Source organism: Mesorhizobium erdmanii USDA 3471 (assembly GCF_000472705.1).
GTDB classification, from domain to species: Bacteria; Pseudomonadota; Alphaproteobacteria; order Rhizobiales; family Rhizobiaceae; genus Mesorhizobium; species Mesorhizobium erdmanii.
This window is the reverse complement of sequence record NZ_KI421453.1, coordinates 598,695-623,394: the sequence shown is the minus strand read 5'-3', so window position 1 is coordinate 623,394 and position 24,700 is coordinate 598,695. Positions and strand designations below refer to the sequence as shown.

The following is a 24,700-nucleotide window of genomic DNA, read 5'->3' as shown; positions in this document are numbered from 1 at the left end:
CGTGACAGGTGTTCTTTTCTTCCTTGAATACTGCCTTCGCACGGAGGCTGCCGGTCATTGTCGGGGCATTGGAACGAAAGAGGCCGGGCTGGACCTCTCCCCAGGTCCGCCCGGCCTTCCCCTCCAGACATCGCCGGGACGGAGGGGTGTCTTTGCCGCAGACATCTTCAGTTGGACACTGCCTTGCTTGCTTCGGCGAACAGTTCGGCGAACACTGGCTTGGCCTTGCCGATCTGCTTGACCGCTTGCGCTGCGTCCAGGTTGACGGGCTTGCCGACCAGGATGAGCGCGACCATGCCCATGCCGTAGTGGGGAGCACACTTGACGCCATAGAAACCCTCCTTGGTGAGGGTGACGGTGATTTCTTCGCTCGGCTTTCCCTTGAAGGGTTCGGCGCCATCGGGGATCATGTCCTTGATGGACTCGGCGTTATGGGTCTTGTCGGTCGGTACGAATTTGATCGTGTCGCCGGGTGCTGCGCGAACAAAGGCAGGCTGAAAGACCATTGAACCCTTCTCGCCCTTGTTCAGCATCTGCACGACGTGTTCTTCGGCATTTGCCGCACCAGCGAGGGAAAGCAGCGCAACGGCCGCGGCGATCAGGGGCAGTTTCATTTGGGGTATCCTTTCTAGGGTTGTTCACGGCACTTACCGTTGCCCCCTTCTAGTCCGTGTCCTGATATTGCGATTTGCGCTGGCGCAAATTGGCCAGCGAATAATCTTGGACACCGGCAGTAATGAACGGTGGCGGATGCCGGCCGCCTTTCATCAGACGGAATTCGCTGGGCGACGCGCCTGCAAACGCGGCCGAACGAGCATTCGCCCGAACAGAACCACATAGCCGAAACAGGCAATAACCCAGAGCGCCGCCGCCATATGCAGAAGCGATACGGCCGCCGGTTCAAAAGCCGCGGCTATTCGCAGTATCGCCGCGAACAGGACTGCTGCGAACATCAAACATGTGCCTGTATCCGCCCGCAATTCGCGGCCGGTGTGGCCTAACGTGGCGCGCGACATGACAGCAAGCGTCATGCAGGCCAACGCCCCAACGCCGAACGCATGGATGCCGGCGGCAGCAGGAACCTGTCCTGGAAGAAGAACGGCGAGGCCGCTCACGAACAGGCCGATAGGAACGAAAGCAAAGGACAGGTGAAGGATCAGGACCAGAGGATCGCGCAACGAACGGTCTCCGGCCCAGCGGCCAAGCCTGATGGCATTGAGAAGTGCCGCTGCAATCAGAATTGTCCCAGTGCCGGGGTTGGTTGGAAAGAACGTCCAGGCAACCAATCCGAACGCAGAGGACAGGATCGTGATACCGTCGAACCTGCTGAACGGAACCGGCAAGCGCCCAGGTCTCTCTCGCGCCAGCCAGTTGCGGGTGAAGGACGGAATGATCCGGCCACCGATGACCATGACCAGGACAACCGTGGCGGCAAGGCCGAGGCGGCGGCTGATATTCGTCACCCCTTGAGAATGTGCCTCGATATGAAACATGATGTTTGCCGCCAGCAGTGCTGTCACAGGCAGCAGCACCTTGAGATTGCGCCAGTTTCTGCCGGCGACGATTTCCGTCGCGGCGGCCACGACGACTGCAAGAAGAAAGCCGCAATCGACAAGGGCGGCAAGCAGCCAGCCAGTCTGCGAAGAACAGAAGACGACGACCCGCCCCGCGCACCACAGCAACACCAGCGCCAGCAAAGGCAGCCCCTGCAAAGGCAGCCTGCCCGTCCAGTTTGGTATTGCAGTCAGCAGAAAGCCCGTGATGACGGCAGCCAGATAGCCGAACAGCAATTCGTGGACATGCCAGTCCACTGGCAAGAAGACGCTGAAGGTTTCGAGTTTGCCATAGTACAAAGGCAGCCAGAAAAGAATCGCGGCCCCGCCAAACAGCGCGCCCAGCAGGAAGAACGGCCGGAACCCGTTGGAGAGAACAGCCGGATAGGCGCCCGGACGCGTGCGCGGAATTGCCATGACATCCCCTGAAGCAAGAATTTCGGGCAACAGGGATAGGACCTTTCCGCAACTGCCACGAAAGGCCTTTTAGGCCAGGCCGGACATGGCGAATTTGCCCCTGCGCAAAGAATTTCGATATTTTGAACACCTATTGCCATCTTGCTGTTTGCCAGTCAGCCATGAGACAGTCGGCAGCCAGGTGGCAAAGGCTGCCTTGCCCGCGGACAAATTCAGAAGGACATGACCTTGGGTAGCCTTGATCCCTCGCTGATTTCGGGGCTCCCCGTCTTTGAGGGACTGGCCGCCACGGACCTCGACCGCATCGTTGGCCAGGCGAGATCGCTTCGGATCGCCAGGGACCAGCCGGTGTTCGAACAGGAGCAGGAAGCGCATTCGTTCTTCCTGTTGCTCGACGGTCATGTACGGGTCGTGAAATCGACCCCGGACGGTCAGGAGGTGACGGTGCGGTACATCAGTCCCGGCGAATTGATGGGAATTGCCCACGCGCTGGGCAGAGCCACCTATCCGGCGAATGCCATGGCTGCCGTCGATTGCGTGGCTCTTGCCTGGCCAAGCCGCTTGTGGCCGCATTTCGCCGCCGATTATCCCAGTTTTGGCGCCAACACCTACAAGGTTGTAGGCAGCAGGCTCCAGGAGGCGCACTCGCGCGTTATCGAATTGGCCACCGAACAGGTCGAACAGCGTGTCGCCCATGCACTGCTTAAACTGGTCAATCAGGCAGGCAGGAAGACAGAAGAAGGCATTCTGATCGACTTCCCAATTACGCGTCAGAACATAGCCGAGATGACAGGAACGACCCTGTTCACGGTAAGCCGGTTATTGTCGGCCTGGGAGGATCTCAACCTGGTCAAGGGGGGCCGCCAGAAAGTGACCGTGGTCGCGCCGCACCAGCTCCTTTTGATCGCGGAAGGCAGGGCGCGCAAGAGCTAGTCCTTGCTGACCAGGGCGGCCTGCAAATCCTGGTTCAGTTGCTGCTCGTTGAGATCGTGCTCCCGTGCCGCGTCCGAAATCGTATGGAACGAAGCTATCGGACAGCCGACGCAAAGCATGCCGTGCCGGAGCACGATCCGGATCGCCGCAGGCGACATCCTCATGATTTCGTCCATTGTGGCATCGTCGCTGAATTTAGGTTCCATGGCTTCTCGTCCGGGCCAGAATGCGCACACCCTGCGCCCGTCATGCCTGCGTTTCGTTGCGCTGGCACAAAGAGCAAGCAACGGTGGGCGCAAGCCCAGCCACGGACTGGAGCGGGCAAGGGCGAAATCACAGGTAGATCCTTGATCCCCGCTGTCTCGAGTGCATGTCGTCCGGGGCAGGATAGGAACGTCAGTCCTCTAGAAGCTTTGTAAAAGTCAGGCTGTTGGGGCAGAAATCCCGATAGTGGCTTTCGAAATCGAAGGCGGACAGGTGGTCGTGGCATTCCCGACGATGCGGGCAGGTGATGCAGATGCGCGACATGCCAGCGCGCGCCGCCTGTAGCGACTGAAAGCTGTCAGGATCAATGCCTGCTGAACGCATCGCGGACACAAGCAGGTCTTCCGACGCGTAAGGCAGCCGCATGGCGTCATCGAACTCACGTCGCGACAGACCGATCTCGTCCAGAATCCTTCCGCATACATCTTGGCCTTGTTCCCAAAATTCCTTCCTCGCCGCCTTGCTGCGCTCGCGGTCGACCAGAAAGGAAAGTGCAAAGCGCCAAGCTTCGGCGCCTTCATTTTCGGGGTTGCCTGCCATGCCAGTTCTCCGGTTGCCTCGATCGCGCCCACGCGAAAGAAGTCGGCCCGGTAAATAGTGCCGAAAGATCGCTGGCGCCTTGCGCTAGCGCAAAGTCTTCCGGTGGCGCGGAAGATCACATGACGTGGGCGCCCTTGTCGCAGCCCGGACGCCATCGGCGCGCCAGAATTGTCAGCGTCCTGACAGGTTCGATGATCCAATGTTTTTCATCGTCCGAAACCTGGTCTTGCCCGGGTGACGGAAATTGTTCACCCTGCCGAAGACGTCGTTCTCGCAGGCACGCTCCGACCGATGTTGATCAGCCAGATCACGCTTCAACCGGACCGCTGCTGAAAAGTCCAAACTGGAATCCTCGAATGAATCCCGCCTATGCCAGCTCTCAGAAAGCCATTCACTGGGTTGTGTTTGTGCTGGTCATCGGGCTTTACGGCCTTACCTATGTTGCCGATATCTTCCCGCGTGGTGATCCCGGCCGCGCCGTCGTCTGGTGGCTTCACATTTCATTCGGGTTGCTGCTTTTCGCGCTGGTTGTCATTCGCGTCGGCCTGCGGCTGGTACTGGGCACGCCGGGCCTGCCGCCTGAAATGTCACAGCTTGAACGATGGGCGGCCAAGATTGCGCATCTTCTGCTCTACGCGCTGCTTGTGGCAATTCCCGTTCTCGGTATCATTCTGACCTGGTATCGGGGCGATGCCCTGAGTTTTTTCGGGCTCTTCACCATCCCGGCTCCTGTTTCCGCCGACCGCGCGATCGCCGGTTTCATAAGGAGACTGCATAGTCTTTGTGCCGATCTGATCCTTATCCTTGCCGGATTGCATGCGGCTGCCGCGCTTTGGCATCATTATGTCTGGAAGGACGATGTGCTGAGGCGAATGCTGCTGGGAAAAAGTGGCTCGTGATGGCCGTTTGGGCGGCGCCGGTGCGGTTTAGGCGGCGTCTTGCGGCCTACACTGGCGCACGCGGTTGCTGGATGAAGCCCGCTCTGAAGTTCCTCGCGATACTGGGTTTCTACGGGCTCTTCCTTGCCGGCCCGCTTACCGCCCGCGCCGATGTCGACGATGACGGCGATCATGATCGGGCGCGCGACCTCTACGAACGTGGCGAAATAAAGGGACTTTCATCCATCCTGGACCTGGTCCATTCCGCCGCCCCCGGCGACATTGTGGCCGTGGATTTCATCCGGATCGCCGACAGGTGGGTCTATCGGTTCCAGATCGTTGTCGCCGATGGACATCGCAGGATCGTCGATGTGGATGCCGGCGCCGGGGTGCTGATGCGCAGCGGGGGAGGCGACTGATGAAGGTTCTCCTCGCCGAGGATGAATCTCGTATCGCCAGCGACATCACGGCCGTCCTCAAGGCGGCCGGCATGGCTGTCGATGTTGTACGCGATGGGGAGGCCGCCTGGTTCGCAGGTGATGTAGAGAACTATGATGCGGCGATCCTGGATCTTGGATTGCCAAAACTCGATGGCTTGACCGTGCTGAAACGTTGGCGGGCCAACGGACGACGCTTTCCCGTACTGATCCTGACCGCGCGAGGTCTGTGGACCGAGCGCGTCGAGGGCATCAATGCCGGCGCCGACGATTACTTGCCCAAGCCCTTCGAAATGGAAGAGCTGCTGGCGCGGCTGCGCGCGATTCTGCGCCGCTCAGCCGGTCAGGCGGCGCCCGTGCTGATATCCGGGCCGTTGGTGCTGGACACGCGCCAGATGCGTATTTCGTTGCGTGGCGTTCCCGTCGCCTTGTCGCCGCTTGAATATCGGCTGATGGCTTTCCTGATGCACCATGCCGGGCGTGTGGTAGCGCCGACCGAACTCGCGGAACATCTGTACGATTCCGGCAATGATCGCGATCCCAACGCAATCGAGGTCATCGTCGGGCGGCTGCGCCGCAAGCTCGGCAACGATGTCATCGAGACACGGCGCGGGTTCGGATACTTCATGCCCGACGCGCCTTCATGATGGGCAATTCGATCCGCTTCAGGCTCTGGTCGGCTGCAGCCATCTCGATCCTTGTCGCCCTTGCCATTGCGGGGTTTGGCCTGCGCTATCTGTTCGAACTGAATGTAGAACGGCGGGTTGTCAGTGAGCTGACCGTCGATCTCAACGAATTGATTGGCTCTGTCAGTTTCGCGGCCGATGGCCGGCTCTTGGTCGTTTCTAACCTCACCGACCCGCGCTTCATCAATCCACTGTCCGGGCACTATTGGCAGGTGGAAGATCTGGCCAGCCACAATCTGGTCCGTTCGCGTTCGTTGTGGGACGCAACGCTGACATTGCCGCAACTGGTCGACAGCGGCGAATTGAAAAAGATTGAGGAGCTCAAAGGTCCGGGCGGCGAACTCACCATTGCTGTCGAGCGCACCATCACCGATGCCGATGGCCGGTCCTTTCGCGCTATCGTGGCGGAAGACCATCGCAGCGTGGAGCTGTCGGTGAACGAATACGTCTGGGATCTCGCGCCGGCGCTTATCATGCTCGCCGCGGCCCTCATGGCGGCTTTCTTCATCCAGATCACCGTGGGTCTCGCGCCTCTGGAAAACCTGAGGGTCGCCGTCCGACACGTGATCGCCCAGCGAACGGCGCGGCTTGACGTGGCGGCCCCAAGCGAGGTGCAGCCGCTTGCCGACGAAATAAACCGCCTTCTCGATGCGCAGGAGAAGGCTCTCGCACGAGCGCGAGGCCGCGCCACTGACCTGGCACACGGACTCAAGACGCCGCTGCAGGTGCTGTCAGCGGACATTCGGACCTTGCGCAAGAAGGGCGAGACCGAGCTCGCCGACGATATCGAGAAGAGTGCGGGGGCGATCCGTCGCCACGTCGAGCGGGAGCTGGCCCGGGCTCGTTTGGCTCCCGGCGTATCCAGCAAGGCATCGTGCCTGGCCAGGGAGGTCGCCGCTGGCGTCATCGCCGTCGTCAAGCGCACCCCAACCGGCAAGCAGCTCGTGTTCCAGATCGACATTGCGGCGGAACTTCTGGCACCTGTCGATGAAGGCGACTTGTCGGAGATACTGGGCAATCTTGTGGAGAACGCGGCACGCTTCGCAAGATCGTCGGTTCAGGTCAAGGCATGGGCAACCGAAGGCGATCTGTCCATCGCGGTCACCGATGATGGGCCGGGCATCCCCGATGTGGATAGGGAGGCTGCGTTGTCGCGCGGCGTGCAGCTGGACAGCAAGGGCGGCAGTCACGGGCTCGGCCTCGCCATCGTTTCAGACATCGTCGAAGCCTATGGCGGACGCCTGACACTGACCAATGCCGATCCCGGCCTTGTGGTGACCATAACCTTGCCCCGCCACAGCTGACCGGCGCTCAGGCAAATCCTGGAAAATAGTCCACCTTTATCTTCGAGCGGCGAACACCCATCGCCAGCAGCTCGCGGCGGAGCACCTTGACCATGGCTTGCGGGCCGGAGATGTAGAAAGTTCGCTCGAGATAGTCGGGGATGGCCAGGCGCACAAGGCGCGCATCGATGTAGCCAGGATACTGCCCGCGCTCGGCTCCCTTGGCGATGGCGAGCACCGTCTTTACGCCCAGCTCTCTTTTTGCCGCGCCGAGCACATCGCGATAGGCGATGTCCTGCTGGGTCTCGGCTCCGTACAGGACGACGATCGGCCGCCTTTCACGACTGTCGATGAGATACTGCAGCATCGAGCGGAATGGCGTGATGCCGATGCCGCCGGCCAGGAAGGCGATCTTGGTTTCCGGATCGGCCGGCAGGGTGAAGTCGCCGGCGAGTTGGGAGGCGTGGATCGTACTGCCCGGCTTCATCGCGCCCAGGGCGTGCTTGAAGGCGCTGGATCGCGGATAGAACTTGACGCCAAGTCTCAGCGATTGCTCCGTGGGCGCCGATGCGACCGTGAAATAGCGGCGGTTGCCACGATTGTCCGAACGGTCGAGACCAAGCGTCCATTCCAGATACTGGCCGGCCTGGAAGGCGAGCTTGCGGGGTGAGCTGAAGATGAAGTCGTAGCTGTCGATGGCGGATTGCTCGATGCGTTCGAGCGTCAGCACGAAGCGTCCTTTCGGGCTCACCGCGTAGGCGAAGAGATTGCCCGCCAGAAGCGCCAGTTCCGGAGTGAAATAGAGCGAGCCGACGTGGATGTTGGGGGCGAACAGGAAGCCGACGATGGCGGCAAAGGCGATGCGCGGCCAGCGCGTCGTCGGCGCCGTCAGCGGCTCGGTCAGCATCACGAAGGCGAAGAACAGCAGCGGCGACGAGCCTAGTGTCTCGGTCAGTGCGGTCGCATATTGCGACGGGTCGGTCGTCGAGAGGGTTACCGCCAGTGCAACTGTCATGAAGGTCACGACGACATCGAGCCGGCGCAGCTTGCGCACGATAAGCAGGCCACCGCCAATTACGACTGGAAGCAACGGCAGATTGCCTCCGACCCACCAAGTGGCCGGCTGGTCCAGCAATAGCGCGGTCAACGCCACGCCCAGCGCCGCGGGGTTGAACAAGTGCTTCCTGCCGATGGCGAGGATGAACTTGGATGAAATCGCCCAGACGCAGGCGAAGACCACCGCGCCGATCCCTGTCGCGTCCGTAGCGGCCACCGGATCCACGATAAGCGCCAGGATGAGGGCGGTGATGTATACGGACTCGCTATTGGCGGGAACCCGAAACACCGCGGCGAAAACCCGGTTGGTGATCCAGCATGTGGCCAGCATCACGCCCGTCGTGAAAGCGAGTGCAAGCGGATCATGCGGCACAAGCCCGAAGAAGCCGAGTACGAGGGCCGTGCCCAGCAAGGCGATCAGGTAATAGAGGACCAGCCGATACATGGTCTGATGGTCGAGAAACCGGTCGATGGCCTTGATCATGATTTGCAAAAAGCTCCGAAGCCGCTTGTCGGCGTGGCACGGCCGTTGCTGTCGACGACATAGCCCTCGAGGCCTGCCATCTGCTCGAGAAACAAAATTCCATTCCGGCCCATGGCAAAGGCGGCGGTGGCGAAGCGATCGGCCTCGAACACATCCGACCCGATCACGGTCAAGCTGACGATCTCGGTAATCGGATCGCCGCACCCAAGCGGATTGTAGATGTGCTGCCCGCGCACATAGGTGCCGGAGGTGGCGACCCCGTGTCCCCGTGGATAGACGATCTTGATGATCTCGTCGGCATTGAAGGGGTTGCGGATGCCGACGCTCCAGTCGAGGCCCGAAGCGTTCGTGCCGCAGGACTGGATGTCGCCGCCCGCCTCGATGAAGAAATCGTCGACACCTGCCCGTTGAGGGATCGCGGCAGCATTGCGGATGGCCCAGCCTTTGACGATGCCGGAAGGGTCCAGCGAACCGTCGGGGCGGCGGATGTCAAAAAAACCATTCGTCTGGTTTTTGGTGTGTTCGGCGAGGGCCATCACTTCCATCATCTCGCCGCTCCAGGCGCGAACCGGGAGATCCCCCCGATTGATGGCTGAAATCTCGCTGTCGGCCCTGTAGGTGCTGAAGCGCCGGTCGACGCACTCGAAGTAGTCGAAGACCGCGTCGACAAGTGCCTCGCCCGACACGCCGCCAATGTCGAGGGTGATGGGCATGCCCATCAAGATCCTTGTGTCGCGCATTGAACTAGGACGACGCTTGCTTCAAGGCGCCAGCGAGCGATTGCCTGAAGGCCCGGCTGGTCAATGTCGCGCCCGAGATGATGTCGACATTGGCACTTTGCGCGCTGATCGCCTCATCGCGCAGCATGGGCAGGGCTTGCCTGTTGATGTTGACGGAGGTTCGCCGGTCGCTCGGGTATTTCAGCACTTTCAGTGATGTGAGACGACCGCCCTGGATCGATGCCTGAATCTGCATGAGACCGTAATAGGCATCCGTGACAGGACCAATATATGTGCCATCGGCAAATCCGTGGCCGGCCGGCTTCGTGCCACGATTCACCGTTGCCTTCATGCCTGCCTTGATGACGCGGGCTGGGCTTTGCGGATAATCCGGCCTCGGTTGGGGAACGGGAATGTAGACCGCTGGCGTGGCGGCGAAGGCCATTGTCTGTGGCGCGGCGTCGGCGATGATCTCAGCCGGAACCCGCTTCGACAATTCAGGGGGTGGCAGGGAAGTCTTCGGCTGGTCAAGCGCAATCGGCGAATCTTCGGTCGCGGTCGGCCTCGCAGCCTGCTCGCTCGGAGCGGGTGCGAAGATCGCCGCGGTCGTTTCATTGCCGACTTTGCCCGCCGGGGCGGCTGGCGGCAGCACGCTCTGCTGTACAGGCATGCGAGCGAGCCGAGGAGGCGGCGTAACCGGCGCGACCGGAGCAGATGCCGGATCGCCCGCCTCCTGCACACTCTTGCCAACGGTCGAAGCATCCGTGGTGTCGGTGATGTCGATGGCGGGGGCCTTGGCCGGCTGCTCCCAGACGTAGGCGCCCGAAGACGCGAGCACGAAAAACGATAGGGCAATCTTTTTCATCAGGGTCCGAATTTCCGAGTTGAAGCCTGTGAATGTGACGCCACCGCAGGCTGTTTCGACGCAATATCTCACGACGAAGCTGACAACTGGCTGTCAGCGCACTCGTCCGGAGCGATTTGCCGACAGGCTCGACGGATATGTTCGTGCCGTGAAATCGACGCAGGACGATCATGCGGCGAGGGGCGGTTCATAAGTCCAAGGGAATTGCCGGGCATCGCCCACGCGTTAGGCCGCACGCAGGCGTTTAGCCGCCAGCCCATTGGCAACACTGGCCATGATCGGCGACGATCCCGGTGATCAGTTCAAGGGTCGCTGGGATCGCGGAGCAGAAAAACAAAAACAATGGTGTACATAGCGGAGCAATCCCTGCCAACGGTATCATCGGCAGGTGCCTTGCGTGACGGGTCAGCGCAGGCCTTTCACCTTGGTCAGAATATCCTCCGAAAGCGCTGAGACGAGTGCCCTGTCGGCGCCTTTGCTCGGGATCAGGACAAATTCCACATCCTCCAGCTGCGGCAGGCTGCCGATTTCCTTCAGGCCCGAAGGCGACATGCTTTGCGGTTGCACCAGAACCCCCATGCCCGCCCGGGCGGCGGCCGTCAGTCCGCTCAGGCTTCCGCATGTGCAGACAATGCGCCATGGCATGCGGTGCCGTTCGAGCACCTCCAGCGCGATGCTGCGCGTGACGCTCGGCGCTGGGAAGGCGATCAACGGCAAGGCCGCCAGCGACAGGACATGTTCGGGATCGCGGGCGAGCCAGACAAGCGGTTCGCGATAGACGAGCCGGCCACGGCTGTCGCCCAGCCGCCGCTTCGCCAGAACAAGATCGAGCTCGCCATTGTCCTGCATCTGGTAGAGCACGCCGCTAAGCGCCACGGTCAGTTCAAGATCAACGGATGGGTGAGAGCGGACGAAATCCTCCAGCACCAGCGGCAGGCGGCTGGCAACCAGGTCCTCGGATACGCCGAGCCTCAAGGTGCCGCGCAGCCGCTGCGCGGTGAACAGCGCCTGCACCTGTCCCTCTATGGACAACATGGTGCGGGCATGGCCGAGCAGGGCTTCGCCATCGGGCGTCAGCATCACCTTGTGCGTATCGCGGGCCAGCAACTGCCTGCCGATCGCGGCCTCCAGCTTGCTTATGTGCTGACTGACGGTCGATTGCCCGAGCCCCAGCCGCTCGGCGGCGAAAGTAAAGCTTCCCATCTGCTGGACGGTGACGAAGCTGCGAAGTTGGACCAGATCGAGCATCGATATCTCAAAGTACGATAACTGTTATTCCTTGTATCCTGTTTCGCAATGTTCGAAAAGGCCGCGTTGGACCTGCTCTGGAGAGACCATGACATGCGCCGTTTTCTGCCGGACTCCTTTCTGATCCTCCTGCTGTGCACTGTCGCGCTTGCATCGGTGGCGCCTGCTACAGGGACGTTCGCGAAATGGTTCGCGGTCGCGACCAATCTCGCCGTGGCGCTTCTGTTCTTCCTGCACGGCGCGAAGCTCTCGCGCGATGTTGTTGTCGCCGGCCTGATGCATTGGCGCCTGCACCTGGTCATCCTTCTGACGACCTTTGGCCTGTTCCCGCTGTTGGGCCTGGCGCTTGGCTATCTGCCTGCCTCGATCCTGCCCAAGCCGCTCTACCTCGGCATTCTGTTTCTGTGCGTCCTGCCGTCGACGGTCCAGTCCTCGATCGCATTCACCTCGATGGCCGGCGGAAATGTCTCCGCCGCCATCTGCTCGGCCTCCGCCTCCAACATCTTCGGCATGTTCCTGACGCCCTTGCTCGTCGGGCTGCTGTTCTCCATGGGCGGGCATGGCGGATTCTCGTGGGATGCGGTGAGCCAGATCCTGATGCAGCTGCTCCTGCCCTTTGCGCTTGGACAGCTCCTGGAGCCCCGGATAGGCGGGTGGATACGCGCTCGCAAGACATTGCTGATGCCTGTTGATCGCGGCTCGATCTTGATGGTGGTCTATCTGGCCTTCAGCACGGCGGTCGCCGAAGGGCTGTGGCACATGTTCTCGTTGCGCGACATCGCCGTGGTCGTTGTCGCCGACATGGTGCTGCTCGGCGTGGTGCTCCTGTTGACGACTTTTGGCAGCCGGCTTCTCGGCTTCGACAAGGCCGACCAGATCACCATCACCTTCTGCGGCTCGAAGAAGAGCCTGGCGAGCGGCGTGCCCATGGCCAACGTGATCTTTGCCGGCCAGGGCGTCGGCGCGATCGTTCTGCCACTGATGCTCTTCCACCAGGTACAGCTCATGGTCTGCGCGATGATCGCCCAGAAATATGCCAAGGCGGCGAACCGGTCCGCCGCCCGGCAAGCCGAGCCGGTGGCCTCGGTGGCTTAATGCATGTCACCCAGAAGTGCGCAGCGGTTCTGGGACAACGACATGCATCAAAATAAAGGCATTATTTTCTCGCGAGCCTGGAAACCACATGACGAGAAGTCGAGCGTCCCCGGCCGGCAACAGAAATTTCAGGCCGCGTATCTCGCCGCCAAGCCGGGCTGCCTCGACCACTGTGCATACCATCTGTCGAACAGTTTCAGCTGCGTTTCGGCATACCCGCGCTGGCTGTCGGTCAGCACGTCCGTTTCGTTGAAGTGCAGCTCGTATTCGGGAGCTCCCTTCAGCACCATCATGTGCTTGAAATAGAGCACCAGGTCGGGGCCTTCGTCGAAAGAGGATAGCACCGCGAGCGCGGCGTCCAGTTCCAGAGCGCGCTGACGGGCCTCGACGTCGCCCTTGGCTGCCGCCTGGCTCAGCGCGACGAGGTGCAGCACCTCCTTCGGCAACACGTTGCCGATGCCGGTGATGGCGCCGGACGCGCCGCAATTGACGAAACCGTGGTAGACCGCGGTGTCGACGCCGATCATCAGCGCCACCTCATCGTCGCGGCTGGTGATGTTTTCGGCGGCGTAACGCAGATCCGACGGGCCGCCGAACTCCTTGAAGCCGACCAGGTTCGGATGTTCGGCGCGCAGTGCGAAGAACAGGTCCGCACGCGTGGCAAAGCCGTAATAGGGGCTGTTGTAGATGACCGCCGGCAGGTTTGGCGCGGCGGCAAGGATTGCCTTGAAATGATGGCGCTGCGCCGTCACCGACGGCCCGCGCGACAAGACGCGCGGGATAACCATCAGGCCCCGTGCGCCGACCTTCTGGGCGTGCGCCGCGTGGGCCACGGCCTTGGCGCTGTTGACCGCACCGGTTCCCACGATCACCGGCACGCCGGCCTTCACCAGGCGCTCGACGCCCTCCATTCGCTGCTCGTCGGTCAACAGTGGCCAGTCGCCCATCGAGCCGCAATAGACGACGGCCGACATGCCGGCCGCGATCAGCTCGCGTCCCTTGCGCACCAGCGCGTCGAAGTCAGGCTGGCGGTCCTGCGTGCACGGGGTCATCAACGCCGGCATGCAGCCGGAAAAGACATTGGCGGTCATTCGAATTCTCCTTGAGGCCAGCACGCGGATTGGTCAGTTTGTCCCGAAGCGGCATGGCTTGCCAAGCAAAATAGTCGTAGTCGCGCAAACCAGCACGGGGAGCACCAATGCGCACCAGAACCAGCATTCATGTCGTCGGCTGCCATGCCGAGGGCGAGGTCGGCGACGTCATCGTCGGCGGCGTGCTGCCGCCGGCGGGCCGTACGATGATGGAAAAGATGATCACGATGGAACGTGATCACGACCACATCAGGCGAATGCTGATCTGCGAGCCGCGCGGCAGTGTCGCGCGCCACGTCAATCTCTTGGTCCCATCGACGCGCGAGGATTGCGCCGCCGGCGCCATCATCATGGAGCCGACGGAATATCCGCCGATGTCCGGTTCGAACACCATATGCATCGCCACTGTGCTGCTCGAAACCGGCATGGTGCCGATGCAAGAACCCGAGACGCGCTTCAAGCTCGACATGCCGGGCGGCGTCATCGAGGTGCGCGCCGAATGCCGCGACGGCAAATGCGTCTCGATCACCTTCCGCAACGCGCCCGCCTTTGCCGAACGTCTGGATGCATTGATCGAGGTTGAAGGGCTTGGCACGCTCACGGTCGACGTCGCCTATGGCGGCATGTTCTATGCCATCGTCGACGCCAAGGCGCTCGGCTTCTCGGTCGCCCCCGACGAGGCCCGTGAACTGGCGGTGGCCGGCGAGAGGATAAGGCGGGCCGCGCGCGAACAGCTTGACGTCTTCCACCCCGAATTCGCCCATGTGCGCGGCGTGTCGATCGTGCAGTTCGCCATGCCGTTCCAGGGACCGGGCAACGTCACCCGCAACACCTGCATCGTCTCGCCGGGGCGTTCGGACCGCAGTCCGACGGGAACCGGCACATCGGCCCGCATGGCCGTGCTGCAGGCCCGGGGCTTGATGGGCGTCGGCGACGTGCTGATCCATGAATCGATCATCGGCTCGCGCTTCACCGGCAGGATCGTGGAGCTGGCGGAGATCGGCGACCGCAAGGCGATCGTTCCGGAGATCACCGGCCGGGCCTGGATCACCGGCGAGCACAGCTACTATCTCGATCCGACCGATCCTTATCCCCAAGGCTACGTGCTGTCGGATACCTGGGGCACCTCCACCTCGGTGAAGCAGTAGGCGGGCAATTCGCTGGACTGGCATGTCCCCGCCAAGCCAGAATAGTCTACGGCGACACCCCTTCACGTCCAAACTTGGTGAGAATTCTCGCATGAACATAGACGGTCTTTGCGATCCGCGCTTTGCCGCCGTGCGCGAGGCATTCGCCGAATGTTTCGCCCAAGGGCTGGAACATGGCGGTGGCGTATCCGTCGTCGTCCATGGCAGGACTGTCGTCGACCTGTGGGGCGGCCATGCGGATGCCGCGCGAACCCACCTTTGGCGGCAGGACACGCTCATCAACGTCTGGTCCTCCACCAAGGGCGTCGTGGCGCTGGCGATCGCAATGTTGGTGGAGCGCGGCAGACTGGACTATGCCGCACCAATTGCCCGCTATTGGCCGGAATTCGCGGCCGACGGCAAGGAGCGCATCACGCTTGATCAGGTGATGTCGCATCAAGCCGGGCTGAATGGTCTTGCCGTGCCGATGGACGAAAAGGGTTTGCTCGCGTGGGCGCCTTTTGTCGACGCGCTTGCGGCCATGTCGCCACTATGGGAGCCCGGCAGCCGCTCCATCTATCACGCCCTGACCTACGGCCATCTTGCTGGCGAAGTGCTGCGACGCGTCGACGGGCGAAGCATTGGCCGCTTCATCGCGGAAGAGATCGCGGGCCCGCTTGACGCCGACTTTCATGTCGGTCTGCCCGACCGCGAGGATTCCAGGGTCGCCGAAATGATCGAGGGCCCCAAGGCTTCGGACTGGGTCGACTTTGTCCGCGCTTCGCCATTTCCCCACGCAAGCCACAATCCGGCGCCCCGCGCATTGGCTCCCAACGACCGCGCCTGGCGCGCAGCCGAAGTGCCGGGCGGCAATGGCCAGTCGACGGCGCACGCACTGGCACGCATTTACGGCATGATGGCGGCCGGCGGTGTCTGGCAGGACCAGTCTCTGATCAGCCGCGCGGCAATCGAGGCGGCGACGTACCTCCGCTTTCGCGGCACGGATGAAAGCTTTGCCTCACCGGCCGCCTTCGCCGCCGGCTATCAGATGGAGGATCCTGTCTATGCCGGCCGTGCGTCGCCGCAAACTTTCGGCCACACCGGCTGGGGCGGCGCCATCGGCTTTGCCGATCCCGGTGCTGGCGTCGGTTTCGGCTATGTCACCAACCGCATGCTGGGTTTTGACGATCTCGACCCACGCCGCAAATTATTGATCGACGCCGTTTACGACGCCCTTTGACCGGGTTTGTCCGAACAGGTCTTTACGCGTCACGCTACCCCGGCTCCATCTCGTCCATCATCTGCTTGACGGCATCGGCGGCCTTGCTCATCCCCGCTTCATCGATGGAGGCGACAGCCTCAGCTGCCCGCTTCGGACATGCCATTGCTGCGCGCCAGGTCGGCGAGGTCCTAGTCGCCTTGCGTCTGGCGGGGGCGGAACATCAGTCGGGCTTGCCCGGGTCGTTATCGTTGCTGCTCATGCTGGATCGCCCGTGCCATCGGCCACATCATCCGCGATCGCGAACCGCGAAATCAATCGGGTTGACGGTCCGCGGCAGGACGGCGCCCGTCGATCCATAGCGCAAGCAGGGTGCAGGCAGCGCCCGACAACAGATAGGCGCCGGCGGCGATGAGACCGAAATTGCCGGCCAGCAGCAGGGCTGCCAGCGGCGCGAAGCCGGCGCCGAACATCCAAGCCAGATCCGAAGTGATCGCCGAGCCGGTATAGCGATGCCGCCGCGAAAAGCTCGAGGCGACGACGCCAGACGATTGCCCGAAACTCAGCCCCAGCAGGATGAAGCCCAGCACCATGAACAGCGCCTCGCCGACGGTGCCGCCATCCAGAAGCTGCGGGGCAAAGCCGCTGAACGTGGCGATGGCGATCGCCGAACCGCCGAGCAGCGCACGGCGTCCGACGCGATCGGCCAATGGCCCCGACGCGACGATGGCTCCAATGCCGAACAGCGCGCTCACCGCCTCGATGACCAGGAAGCGTGCTGGCCCCTCATGGGTGAACAGGAACACCCAGGAGAGCGGAAACACCGTCACCATATGGAACAGGGCGAAACTCGCCAGCGGCGCGAAAGCGCCGATGACGACGTTGCGGCCCTCGGCCTTGATCGTGTCCCTGATGCGCGTCGGCTGAAGGTCGCCGCTCTCGTACAATTTCGAGAATTCGGGGGTGACGACGATGCGCAGCCTGGCGAACAAGGCCACGACATTGATGGCGAAGGCGACGAAGAAGGGATAGCGCCAGCCCCAGGCGAGGAAGTCGTCGGCCGACAGATTGGCGACGAAGAAAGCGAAGAGAGCGCTTGCCACGATGAGACCGATCGGCGCGCCCAGCTGCGGGATCATGGCATAGATGCCGCGCCGGTTCCGCGGTGCGTTCAGCGCCAAGAGCGAGGGCAGTCCGTCCCATGTTCCGCCGAGCGCCAGGCCCTGTCCGATGCGGGCAAGTGCCAAAAGCCAGATCGCGACCGCGCCGATATCGCCATACCCCGGCAGAAACGCGATGGCGACGGTCGAGGTGCCGAGCAGGAAAAGCGCGATCGTCAGTTTCGCGCCGCGGCCATAGGCACGGTCGATGGCCATGAACAGCACGGAGCCGAAAGGGCGCGCGACAAAGGCGAGCGCGAAGATGCAAAAGGAATAGAGCGTTCCAGCCAGCGGATCGTGCGTCGGAAAGATGAGCTTGGGAAACACGATGACGGACGCGATCGCATAGACGAAGAAGTCGAAGAACTCCGACGTCCTGCCCACGATCACACCGACCGCGATATCGCCCGCGCTGACCTGGCCATGATGCGAGCCGATCAGCTCGCTGTTCGTTTCGGCAGTCGAAGTCTGAGCCATCTTGTCCGTCGCCGCGTGGATTGAACTGTCCAGGATCCAATTTCGGGGGAATCCCCCGGGGGTGCCATTGTGCACTGCACACTGCGCCAAAGCCATGCCGGCTGGGCATTGGACAAATTGTCCAATGTTGCCGCGGCGCGGCGAGCAGTAGCCCTTGATACTGCACTGCAACATGAACGGTTGCCGTGGTCCATCGAGGGCAGCGTTTGATGAAACGATTTGGAGCCTTGCTTCTGTTCCCCCTGGCCGGGTTGTTGAGCGGCTGCGACCTGGTCGTGCTTGCGCCCGCCGGCGATGTCGCGGCCCAGCAGCGCGACCTGCTCGTGGTCTCGACCTTGCTGATGCTGATCATCATCGTGCCGGTCATGGCGCTGACCGTCTTCTTCGCCTGGCGCTACCGGCAATCCAACGCCTCGGCGACCTATGCGCCGGACTGGGACCATTCGACGAAACTGGAACTGGTGATCTGGGCAGCGCCGCTGCTCATCATCATCTGCCTTGGCGCGCTGACCTGGCTCGGCACGCACTTGCTCGACCCCTACCGCCGCATCGACCGCATAGAACCCGGCCAGCCGGTCACCGAGCTGCACAAGCCTCTCAAGGTCGAGGTCGTGGCGCTCGACTGGAAATGGCTGTTCATCTATCCGGACTATGGCATCGCCTCCGTCAACGAACTGGCGGCGCCGGTCAATCAGCCGATCGACTTCCGCATCACATCCTCGGCGGTGATGAATTCCTTCTACATCCCCGCCCTTGCCGGGCAGATCTATGCCATGCCGGGCATGGAGACCAAACTGCACGCCGTCATCAACCGGCCGGGCACCTATAGCGGCTTTTCGGCCAATTACAGCGGCGCCGGCTTTTCGGGGATGCGCTTTGCCTTCCACGGCCTGTCCGACCAGGCCTTCGACCAGTGGGTGGCACAGTCCCGGACAGCGTCGGCGGCGCTCAACCGCGACACCTATCTCGAACTCGAAAAGCCGAGCGAGAACGAGCCGGTCCGCCACTATGCCTCCGTCGATCCCGACCTTTATGGCGCCATCCTCAATTTGTGCGTCGAGCGCGGCAAGATGTGCATGAACGAGATGATGTCGATCGACGCCAAGGGCGGCCTCGGCCTGGCGGGCGTGCGCAACACGCTGCCGCTGCAATACGACAAGCTCGCCCGGCGCGGCGCGGTGTTCGGCAACGATCCGTCCTACGTCGCCAGCATCTGCACGGCGGAAGAGGCCGCCGCCGTCTCGCGCGCGTCCCGCGATGCCTGGCCGACATATTGGCCGGCGAAGAATCTGTCCCCGCTGCGTGGGGCGGGGCTGCTGCGTCCAGGGACCGACAGCCGTAGCGCCGAGGCGGAGACGACGCCGCTCGGCCTGCTGCGGCGTGAACTGTGAGAGAAAGCCGATGCCCGATTCGCTGACCAAATTCATCTTCGGCCGCCTCACCTGGGACTCGCTGCCGCTGCATGAGCCGATCGTGGTGGCCACTTTCGCCGCGGTGGCGCTAGGCGGCATCGCCCTTCTTTGCGTCATCACCTATTTCAAGCTGTGGACCTACCTCTGGCGCGAATGGTTCACCAGCGTCGACCACAAGAAGATCGGCATCATGTACATGGTGCTAGGCCTGGTCATGCTGCTGCGCGGCTTCTCCGACGCCATCATGATGCGCCTGCAGCAGGCCATCGCCTTCAACGGTTCCGAGGGCTACCTCAACTCGCATCACTATGACCAGATCTTCACGGCACACGGCGTGATCATGATCTTCTTCGTGGCGATGCCCTTCGTCACCGGGCTGATGAACTTCGTGGTGCCGCTGCAGATCGGCGCGCGCGACGTGTCCTTCCCCTTCCTCAACAATTTCTCTTTCTGGATGACGGTCGGCGGCGCCATCCTGGTCATGGCCTCGCTGTTCGTCGGCGAATTCGCCCGCACCGGCTGGCTCGCCTATCCGCCGCTGTCGGGCATCGGCTACAGTCCCGACGTCGGCGTCGATTATTACATTTGGGCGTTGCAGGTGGCGGGTGTCGGCACCACGCTGTCGGGCATCAACCTGATCTGCACCATCATCAAGATGCGCGCGCCCGGCATGACGTTGATGCGCATGCCCGTCTTCACCTGGACGTCGCTGTGCACCAACGTGCTGATCGTGGCATCCTTCCCGGTGCTGACGGCAGTGCTCTCGCTGCTGGCGCTCGACCGCTATGTCGGCACCAACTTCTTCACCAACGATTTCGGCGGCAACCCGATGATGTATGTGAACCTCATCTGGATATGGGGTCACCCGGAAGTCTACATCCTCATCTTGCCGCTGTTCGGCGTCTTTTCCGAAGTGACCTCGACCTTCTCCGGCAAACGCCTGTTCGGCTACACCTCGATGGTCTACGCCACGGTGGTCATCACCATCCTGTCGTACCTCGTCTGGCTGCACCACTTCTTCACCATGGGCTCCGGCGCCAGCGTCAATTCCTTCTTCGGCATCACCACGATGATCATCTCGATCCCGACCGGGGCGAAGATCTTCAACTGGCTATTCACCATGTATCGCGGCCGCATCCGCTTCGAACTGCCGATGATGTGGACGATGGCCTTCATGCTCACATTCACCGTCGGTGGCATGACCGGCGTGCTGCTTGCCGTGCCGCCGGCCGACTTCGTGCTGCACAACAGCCTGTTCCTGATCGCGCATTTCCACAACGTCATCATCGGCGGCGTGCTGTTCGGCCTGTTTGCCGGCATCGCCTACTGGTGGCCCAAGGCTTTCGGCTTCAAGCTCGATCCATTCTGGGGCAAGGTGTCATTCTGGTGCTGGGTGGTCGGCTTCTGGTTCGCCTTCATGCCGCTCTACGTTCTCGGCCTGATGGGCGTAACGCGCCGCATGCGTGTCTTCGACGACCCGTCGCTGCAGATATGGTTCGTCATCGCCGCTTTCGGCGCCGTACTGATCGCAATCGGCATCGCCGCCTTCCTGATCCAGATCTACGTCTCCATCCGGAACCGCGAGGCCTTGACGGATCCGACCGGCGATCCCTGGGATGGCCGCACGCTGGAATGGTCCACGTCTTCGCCGCCGCCTGCCTATAACTTCGCCTTCACGCCTGTCGTGCGCGACAACGACGCCTGGTGGGACATGAAGAAGGCCGGCTACGTCAGGCCGCTCTCGGGCTTCAAGCCGATCCACATGCCAAGCAATACCGGCACCGGCGTCATCCTCGCCGCCTTCAGCGTGGCGCTCGGCTTCGGCCTCATCTGGTACATCTGGTGGCTGGCGGCGCTGAGCTTCGTCTGCCTCATCGCCACCGCGATCGGCCACACCTTCAACTATCATAGAGACTTCCACATTCCGGCCGCCGAGGTGACGCAGACGGAGGAGGCGAGGACGACGCTCCTCGCCGCCCAGGGTTAGGGTTTGAGCATGGCTTCAAGTGCAACCACGGCCGGCGCCGAGCCGGTCTTCCACCTGGAAGAAGAGCATGCGCACGCCGAAGGCGGCAGCACCATGCTCGGTTTCTGGCTCTATCTGATGAGCGACTGCCTGATCTTCGCCATGCTGTTCGCGGCCTATGGCGTGCTCGGCGGCAACTACACGGCGGGGCCGGCGCCGAAGGACCTGTTCGACCTCGACCTGGTGGCGCTCAACACCGCCATGCTGCTGTTCTCCTCGATCACCTATGGCTTTGCCATGCTGACCATGGACAAGGGCCGCGTCGCGGCGACGCAAGCCTGGCTTGCCGTGACCGGCCTGTTTGGTCTGGCATTCCTCTCCATCGAACTTTACGAGTTCTCCCACATGATCCATGAGGGCGCGACGCCGCAGCGTAGCGCCTTTCTGTCGTCTTTCTTCACCCTGGTTGGAACCCACGGCCTGCACGTCACCTTCGGCCTCGTCTGGCTGGTGACGCTGATGACGCAGGTCGCCCGGTTCGGCCTCGTCGAGGCCAACCGCCGCCGGTTGATGTGCCTGTCGATGTTCTGGCATTTCCTCGACGTCGTCTGGATCGGCGTCTTCACCTTCGTCTATCTGATGGGGATGTTGCGATGAGCGCTCATGATCACGCTGAGGATCACGGCCACGCCCATGGCGGCGCCGCGCATGGATCGTTCAGGGGCTACCTGATCGGCTTCGTCCTGTCGGTGATCCTGACCGCCATTCCGTTCTGGCTGGTCATGAGCGGCGCCATCGACGACAAGCAGGCGACGGCCATCGTCATCATGGCCTTCGCGGTGGTGCAGATCGTCGTACACATGGTGTTCTTCCTGTATATGAACACGGCTTCCGAGGGCGGCTGGTCGATGCTGGCGCTGATCTTCACGCTGATCCTGGTCGTCATCGTGCTGACCGGCTCGCTCTGGGTGATGTACCATCTCAACGCCAATATGATGCCGGGGCTGCACGACATGCGCGAGATGCCATGAGCCCGACGCCTGGGGCGGGGAGGGCTAGCATCGAGACACGGACGGGGCAGGCCGGCATTGGTTTGGCCGCCGCGCCACGAACGGACGCGGGCAGATCGCCCGCATCGCGGCTGTTCCTTGCGCTGCTCGGCCTCCTCGGCGTGCTGATGTTTGTCGGGCTTGGCATCTGGCAGCTGGAAAGGCGGGTCTGGAAGCTCGACCTGATCGCCCGTGTCGACCAGCGCATCCACGCCCCCGCTGTTGACGCGCCCGGCCCGGCAAGTTGGAGCGGCATCACGGCGGCCGGTTCCGAATACAGCCATTTGCGCTTGGCCGGGCGGTTTCTTGGCGGCGCCAACACGCTGGTGCAGGCGGTTACCGAGCTTGGCGGCGGTTATTGGGTGCTGACGCCGATGCGAACCGACCGCGGCTTCGTCGTTCTGGTCAATCGCGGCTTCATTCCCCAGGAGCGCAAGGCCGAGTTCGAACAAGAGAGCGGCGGCTCCGCCGCGACGGCCGTCATCGATGGGCTGTTGCGCATGAGCGAGCCCGGCGGCGGTTTCCTGCGCAACAACGACGCCGCGGGCAATCGCTGGTATTCGCGCGATGTCGAGGCCATCGCAGCCGCGCGCGGCCTGACGGACGACGTCGCCCCCTATTTCGTCGATGCGGAGGCGTCGGGCGTGGAAGGCTGGCCGCGCGGCGGCCTGACCGTCGTGACGTTCCGCAACAGCCACCTCGTCTATGCTTTGACCTGGTTCACGCTCGCTGCGATGCTCGCCACAGCCCTGGCCGCGCCGATCATCGGCCGCCGCCGGCGGCAAGGACCGGCAAGATGAGCGTCACGACGCCGACGTTTCGCAATGACAAATCCTTCGCGGCGGCATCGCTTGCCGGCAAGAATGATGCGGTCCCCGATCCCGATGCGGCGAACCGCAAGAACCTTCTCCTACTGATTCAACTGCGTTGGCTGGCGGTGGCGGGCCAGGTGCTTACCATTCTGGTCACGGAATACGGGTTCGATATCCCGTTGCCGCTGCCGGAGATGGCTGGCGTGGTGCTTTTTCTCGTCGGGCTGAACATCTTCAGCCTCCTCGCTTCGCGCGGCCGGCGCCCGATCAGCAACGCCCAGCTCTTCGTCGCGCTCATCTTCGACATGGCGGCGCTGACGATCCAGCTTTACCTGAGCGGCGGTGCCTCGAACCCGTTCGTTTCACTCTATTTGCTGCAGATCACGCTTGGCGCCGCCCTGCTGACACCCTGGTCCACCTGGAGCCTGGTGGCCGCCGCTTCGGCCTGCTTTGTTTTCCTCACTTTCCAGTTCCAGCCGATCGCGATCCCGCATCACGGCGGCAGCGACCTGTTGGCCCTGCATATCAGGGGCATGTTCATCTGCTTCGTGCTGGCGGCAGGCCTGATCGTGATTTTCATGACGCGCATCAACCGCAATCTGCGCGAACGCGATGCCTATCTCGCCGATTTGCGCCAGCACTCGGCCGAGGAGGATCACATCGTGCGCATGGGGCTGCTGGCCTCTGGTGCCGCGCACGAGCTGGGCACACCGCTTTCGACAATCTCCGTCATCCTGTCCGACTGGCGCCAGATGCGCGGCGTCACCCGCAATCGTGAGCTGGTCGGGGACGTGGCCGAGATGCAGGCGCAGATAGAGCGCTGCAAAAGCATCGTGTCCGGTATCCTCATGTCGTCGGGGCAGGCGCGGGGCGAAGGTACGATCCGCACCAGCATCAGGCATTTCCTCGACGATCTTGTCCAGGAATGGCGCGTCAGCCGCCAGCCGACCAATCTGGAATACAGAAACGATTTCGAACCCGACGAGCAGATCGTCTCCGACCGGGCGCTGAAGCAGGTCATCTTCAACGTCTTCGACAACGCCCAGGAAGCCTCGCCCGATTGGGTCGGCGTCACCGCCGAGCGGCAGGGCGAAAAACTGGTGATTGCCGTGCGCGACCGCGGGCCGGGTTTCGACGAGGGTATTCTGGCGGCGCTCGGCCAGCCCTATATGTCGAGCAAGGGACGGCCAGGCGGCGGCCTCGGCCTTTTCCTCGTCGTCAATGTGGTTCGAAAGCTGGGGGGCGACTTTTCGGCGCTTAACATGGAGCAGGGCGCCTGTGTTACCCTTTCGCTGCCGCTCGCGGCGCTGACCGATGGAGATGATCATGAGGCCTGATCGATCCCTGTTTATCGTCGAGGACGACGCCACTTTCGCGAAGACGCTGAAACGCTCTTTCGAAAAGCGCGACTACGACGTCATCGTCTGCCACGGCAGGGAAGATCTGCTCCGCGCCCTCGAAACAGCCGTTCCGGCCTACGCCGTCGTCGATCTCAAGCTTGGCGCCGGCGGCTCCGGGCTGGAGTGCGTCAAGCTCTTGAGCGCCCGCGACGCGTCGATGAGGATCGTCGTGCTGACCGGCTTTGCCAGCATCGCCACGGCGGTCGAGGCGATCAAGCTCGGCGCATGCCATTATCTAGCCAAGCCCGCCAACACCGACGATATCGAAGCCGCCTTCGGCCGCGCCGAGGGCGACGTTTCGGTGTCGCTCAGCAGCCGTCCCACCTCGATCAAGAATCTCGAATGGGAGCGCATCCACGAGACGCTGGTCGAGACCGGTTTCAACATCTCCGAAACCGCGCGCCGGCTCGGCCTGCACCGGCGCACCCTGGCCCGCAAGCTCGAGAAACGCGTGGTGAGATAGAGTTCGGCTTGCGGACGGGCCGGAACCGGTTTGGCCATCGATCAGCCACCTCCCGACATTTGACAC

The 24,700-nt window shown here is 62.5% G+C and carries 26 protein-coding genes; 15 read left to right on the top strand and 11 right to left on the bottom strand.

Annotated elements, in window-relative coordinates; genetic code table 11:
* Window positions 1–167: 167 nt before the first annotated feature.
* The 3 genes from A3AU_RS0130285 to A3AU_RS1000000140570 all read right to left on the bottom strand — a co-directional run bounded on the left by A3AU_RS0130285 (window position 168) and on the right by A3AU_RS1000000140570 (window position 2,345).
* Window positions 168–614: a pseudoazurin gene (locus A3AU_RS0130285; protein WP_027056232.1), complete on the bottom strand. Its 447-nt coding sequence runs from the start codon at window positions 612–614 to the stop codon at window positions 168–170.
* 153 nt (window positions 615–767) lie between these two features.
* Complete coding sequence (locus A3AU_RS0130275; RefSeq protein ID WP_027056231.1) at window positions 768–1,970, bottom strand: NnrS family protein; 1,203 nt, start codon at window positions 1,968–1,970, stop codon at window positions 768–770.
* 69 nt (window positions 1,971–2,039) lie between these two features.
* Entirely contained in the window at window positions 2,040–2,345 is a 306-nt protein-coding gene (locus tag A3AU_RS1000000140570) for a hypothetical protein (RefSeq protein ID WP_245235612.1), read from the bottom strand.
* On the opposite strand from A3AU_RS1000000140570, the gene A3AU_RS0130270 reads away from it, so the two are divergent.
* Complete coding sequence (locus A3AU_RS0130270; protein ID WP_245235609.1) at window positions 2,250–2,903, top strand: Crp/Fnr family transcriptional regulator; 654 nt, start codon at window positions 2,250–2,252, stop codon at window positions 2,901–2,903. The two genes, A3AU_RS1000000140570 and A3AU_RS0130270, sit on opposite strands and share 96 nt — an antisense overlap.
* On the opposite strand, the gene A3AU_RS01000000136385 is transcribed toward A3AU_RS0130270, so the two are convergent.
* Window positions 2,900–3,109 (bottom strand): DUF1858 domain-containing protein, encoded by a 210-nt coding sequence (locus A3AU_RS01000000136385; protein ID WP_032918364.1) that lies wholly within the window; start codon window positions 3,107–3,109, stop codon window positions 2,900–2,902. The two genes, A3AU_RS0130270 and A3AU_RS01000000136385, sit on opposite strands and share 4 nt — an antisense overlap.
* A gap of 190 nt (window positions 3,110–3,299) precedes the next feature.
* Complete coding sequence (locus A3AU_RS0130260; RefSeq protein ID WP_027056229.1) at window positions 3,300–3,707, bottom strand: hypothetical protein; 408 nt, start codon at window positions 3,705–3,707, stop codon at window positions 3,300–3,302.
* Window positions 3,708–4,063: 356 nt separating this feature from the next.
* On the opposite strand from A3AU_RS0130260, the gene A3AU_RS0130255 reads away from it, so the two are divergent.
* From A3AU_RS0130255 to A3AU_RS0130240, 4 genes are all read left to right on the top strand, one after another.
* Window positions 4,064–4,606 carry a cytochrome b gene (locus A3AU_RS0130255; RefSeq protein ID WP_027056228.1) on the top strand — a complete coding sequence of 181 codons (543 nt, stop codon included), beginning with the start codon at window positions 4,064–4,066 and terminating at the stop codon, window positions 4,604–4,606.
* A 71-nt stretch (window positions 4,607–4,677) separates the two neighbouring features.
* On the top strand, window positions 4,678–5,004 hold the full coding sequence (locus tag A3AU_RS0130250; RefSeq protein WP_027056227.1) for a PepSY domain-containing protein: 327 nt from the start codon (window positions 4,678–4,680) through the stop codon (window positions 5,002–5,004).
* On the top strand, window positions 5,004–5,669 hold the full coding sequence (locus tag A3AU_RS0130245; protein WP_027056226.1) for a response regulator transcription factor: 666 nt from the start codon (window positions 5,004–5,006) through the stop codon (window positions 5,667–5,669). The genes A3AU_RS0130250 and A3AU_RS0130245 overlap by 1 nt, the downstream gene beginning before the upstream one ends.
* Window positions 5,666–7,012: a sensor histidine kinase gene (locus A3AU_RS0130240; protein ID WP_027056225.1), complete on the top strand. Its 1,347-nt coding sequence runs from the start codon at window positions 5,666–5,668 to the stop codon at window positions 7,010–7,012. Before A3AU_RS0130245 ends, A3AU_RS0130240 begins: the two co-directional genes overlap by 4 nt.
* 7 nt (window positions 7,013–7,019) lie before the next feature.
* On the opposite strand, the gene A3AU_RS0130235 is transcribed toward A3AU_RS0130240, so the two are convergent.
* From A3AU_RS0130235 to A3AU_RS0130220, 4 genes are all read right to left on the bottom strand, one after another.
* Complete coding sequence (locus A3AU_RS0130235; RefSeq protein ID WP_027056224.1) at window positions 7,020–8,531, bottom strand: RnfABCDGE type electron transport complex subunit D; 1,512 nt, start codon at window positions 8,529–8,531, stop codon at window positions 7,020–7,022.
* On the bottom strand, window positions 8,528–9,244 hold the full coding sequence (locus A3AU_RS0130230) for an FAD:protein FMN transferase (RefSeq protein WP_245235604.1): 717 nt from the start codon (window positions 9,242–9,244) through the stop codon (window positions 8,528–8,530). Before A3AU_RS0130230 ends, A3AU_RS0130235 begins: the two co-directional genes overlap by 4 nt.
* Window positions 9,245–9,275: 31 nt before the next feature.
* Entirely contained in the window at window positions 9,276–10,115 is an 840-nt protein-coding gene (locus tag A3AU_RS01000000136380) for an FMN-binding protein (protein WP_032918361.1), read from the bottom strand.
* A gap of 405 nt (window positions 10,116–10,520) precedes the next feature.
* Window positions 10,521–11,363: a LysR substrate-binding domain-containing protein gene (locus A3AU_RS0130220; RefSeq protein WP_027056222.1), complete on the bottom strand. Its 843-nt coding sequence runs from the start codon at window positions 11,361–11,363 to the stop codon at window positions 10,521–10,523.
* A gap of 93 nt (window positions 11,364–11,456) precedes the next feature.
* On the opposite strand from A3AU_RS0130220, the gene A3AU_RS0130215 reads away from it, so the two are divergent.
* Complete coding sequence (locus tag A3AU_RS0130215; RefSeq protein ID WP_245235603.1) at window positions 11,457–12,458, top strand: bile acid:sodium symporter family protein; 1,002 nt, start codon at window positions 11,457–11,459, stop codon at window positions 12,456–12,458.
* Window positions 12,459–12,586: 128 nt separating this feature from the next.
* Here A3AU_RS0130215 and A3AU_RS0130210 read toward each other — a convergent pair whose 3' ends face one another.
* Window positions 12,587–13,549 carry a dihydrodipicolinate synthase family protein gene (locus A3AU_RS0130210; protein WP_027056220.1) on the bottom strand — a complete coding sequence of 321 codons (963 nt, stop codon included), beginning with the start codon at window positions 13,547–13,549 and terminating at the stop codon, window positions 12,587–12,589.
* A gap of 107 nt (window positions 13,550–13,656) precedes the next feature.
* On the opposite strand from A3AU_RS0130210, the gene A3AU_RS0130205 reads away from it, so the two are divergent.
* Both A3AU_RS0130205 and A3AU_RS0130200 read left to right on the top strand, forming a co-directional pair.
* Window positions 13,657–14,697: a proline racemase family protein gene (locus A3AU_RS0130205; RefSeq protein ID WP_027056219.1), complete on the top strand. Its 1,041-nt coding sequence runs from the start codon at window positions 13,657–13,659 to the stop codon at window positions 14,695–14,697.
* Between the two features lie 91 nt (window positions 14,698–14,788).
* A complete protein-coding gene (locus A3AU_RS0130200) occupies window positions 14,789–15,916 on the top strand; it encodes a serine hydrolase domain-containing protein (protein ID WP_027056218.1) in 1,128 nt (375 codons plus the stop codon).
* Window positions 15,917–16,209: 293 nt separating this feature from the next.
* Here A3AU_RS0130200 and A3AU_RS0130190 read toward each other — a convergent pair whose 3' ends face one another.
* Window positions 16,210–17,532 (bottom strand): MFS transporter, encoded by a 1,323-nt coding sequence (locus A3AU_RS0130190; RefSeq protein ID WP_032918359.1) that lies wholly within the window; start codon window positions 17,530–17,532, stop codon window positions 16,210–16,212.
* Between the two features lie 209 nt (window positions 17,533–17,741).
* Here A3AU_RS0130190 and cyoA point away from each other — a divergent pair, with 209 nt between their 5' ends.
* Genes cyoA through A3AU_RS0130155 form a run of 7 tightly spaced genes read left to right on the top strand, consistent with a single transcriptional unit; the run spans window position 17,742 to window position 24,634 of the window.
* On the top strand, window positions 17,742–18,923 hold the full coding sequence (cyoA, locus tag A3AU_RS0130185) for a ubiquinol oxidase subunit II (RefSeq protein ID WP_027056216.1): 1,182 nt from the start codon (window positions 17,742–17,744) through the stop codon (window positions 18,921–18,923).
* Window positions 18,924–18,933: 10 nt separating this feature from the next.
* The gene (cyoB, locus tag A3AU_RS0130180) at window positions 18,934–20,931 is read left to right on the top strand and encodes a cytochrome o ubiquinol oxidase subunit I (RefSeq protein WP_027056215.1); all 1,998 of its coding nucleotides are present in this window, start codon (window positions 18,934–18,936) and stop codon (window positions 20,929–20,931) included.
* A 9-nt stretch (window positions 20,932–20,940) separates the two neighbouring features.
* Window positions 20,941–21,567 carry a cytochrome o ubiquinol oxidase subunit III gene (gene cyoC, locus A3AU_RS0130175; RefSeq protein ID WP_027056214.1) on the top strand — a complete coding sequence of 209 codons (627 nt, stop codon included), beginning with the start codon at window positions 20,941–20,943 and terminating at the stop codon, window positions 21,565–21,567.
* Window positions 21,564–21,941: a cytochrome o ubiquinol oxidase subunit IV gene (gene cyoD / locus A3AU_RS0130170; protein WP_027056213.1), complete on the top strand. Its 378-nt coding sequence runs from the start codon at window positions 21,564–21,566 to the stop codon at window positions 21,939–21,941. The genes cyoC and cyoD overlap by 4 nt, the downstream gene beginning before the upstream one ends.
* Entirely contained in the window at window positions 21,938–22,759 is an 822-nt protein-coding gene (locus tag A3AU_RS0130165; RefSeq protein ID WP_027056212.1) for an SURF1 family protein, read from the top strand. The genes cyoD and A3AU_RS0130165 overlap by 4 nt, the downstream gene beginning before the upstream one ends.
* The gene (locus A3AU_RS0130160) at window positions 22,756–24,108 is read left to right on the top strand and encodes an ATP-binding protein (protein ID WP_027056211.1); all 1,353 of its coding nucleotides are present in this window, start codon (window positions 22,756–22,758) and stop codon (window positions 24,106–24,108) included. Before A3AU_RS0130165 ends, A3AU_RS0130160 begins: the two co-directional genes overlap by 4 nt.
* Entirely contained in the window at window positions 24,098–24,634 is a 537-nt protein-coding gene (locus A3AU_RS0130155; RefSeq protein ID WP_027056210.1) for a response regulator transcription factor, read from the top strand. Before A3AU_RS0130160 ends, A3AU_RS0130155 begins: the two co-directional genes overlap by 11 nt.
* The last annotated feature ends 66 nt before the right edge of the window (window positions 24,635–24,700 follow it).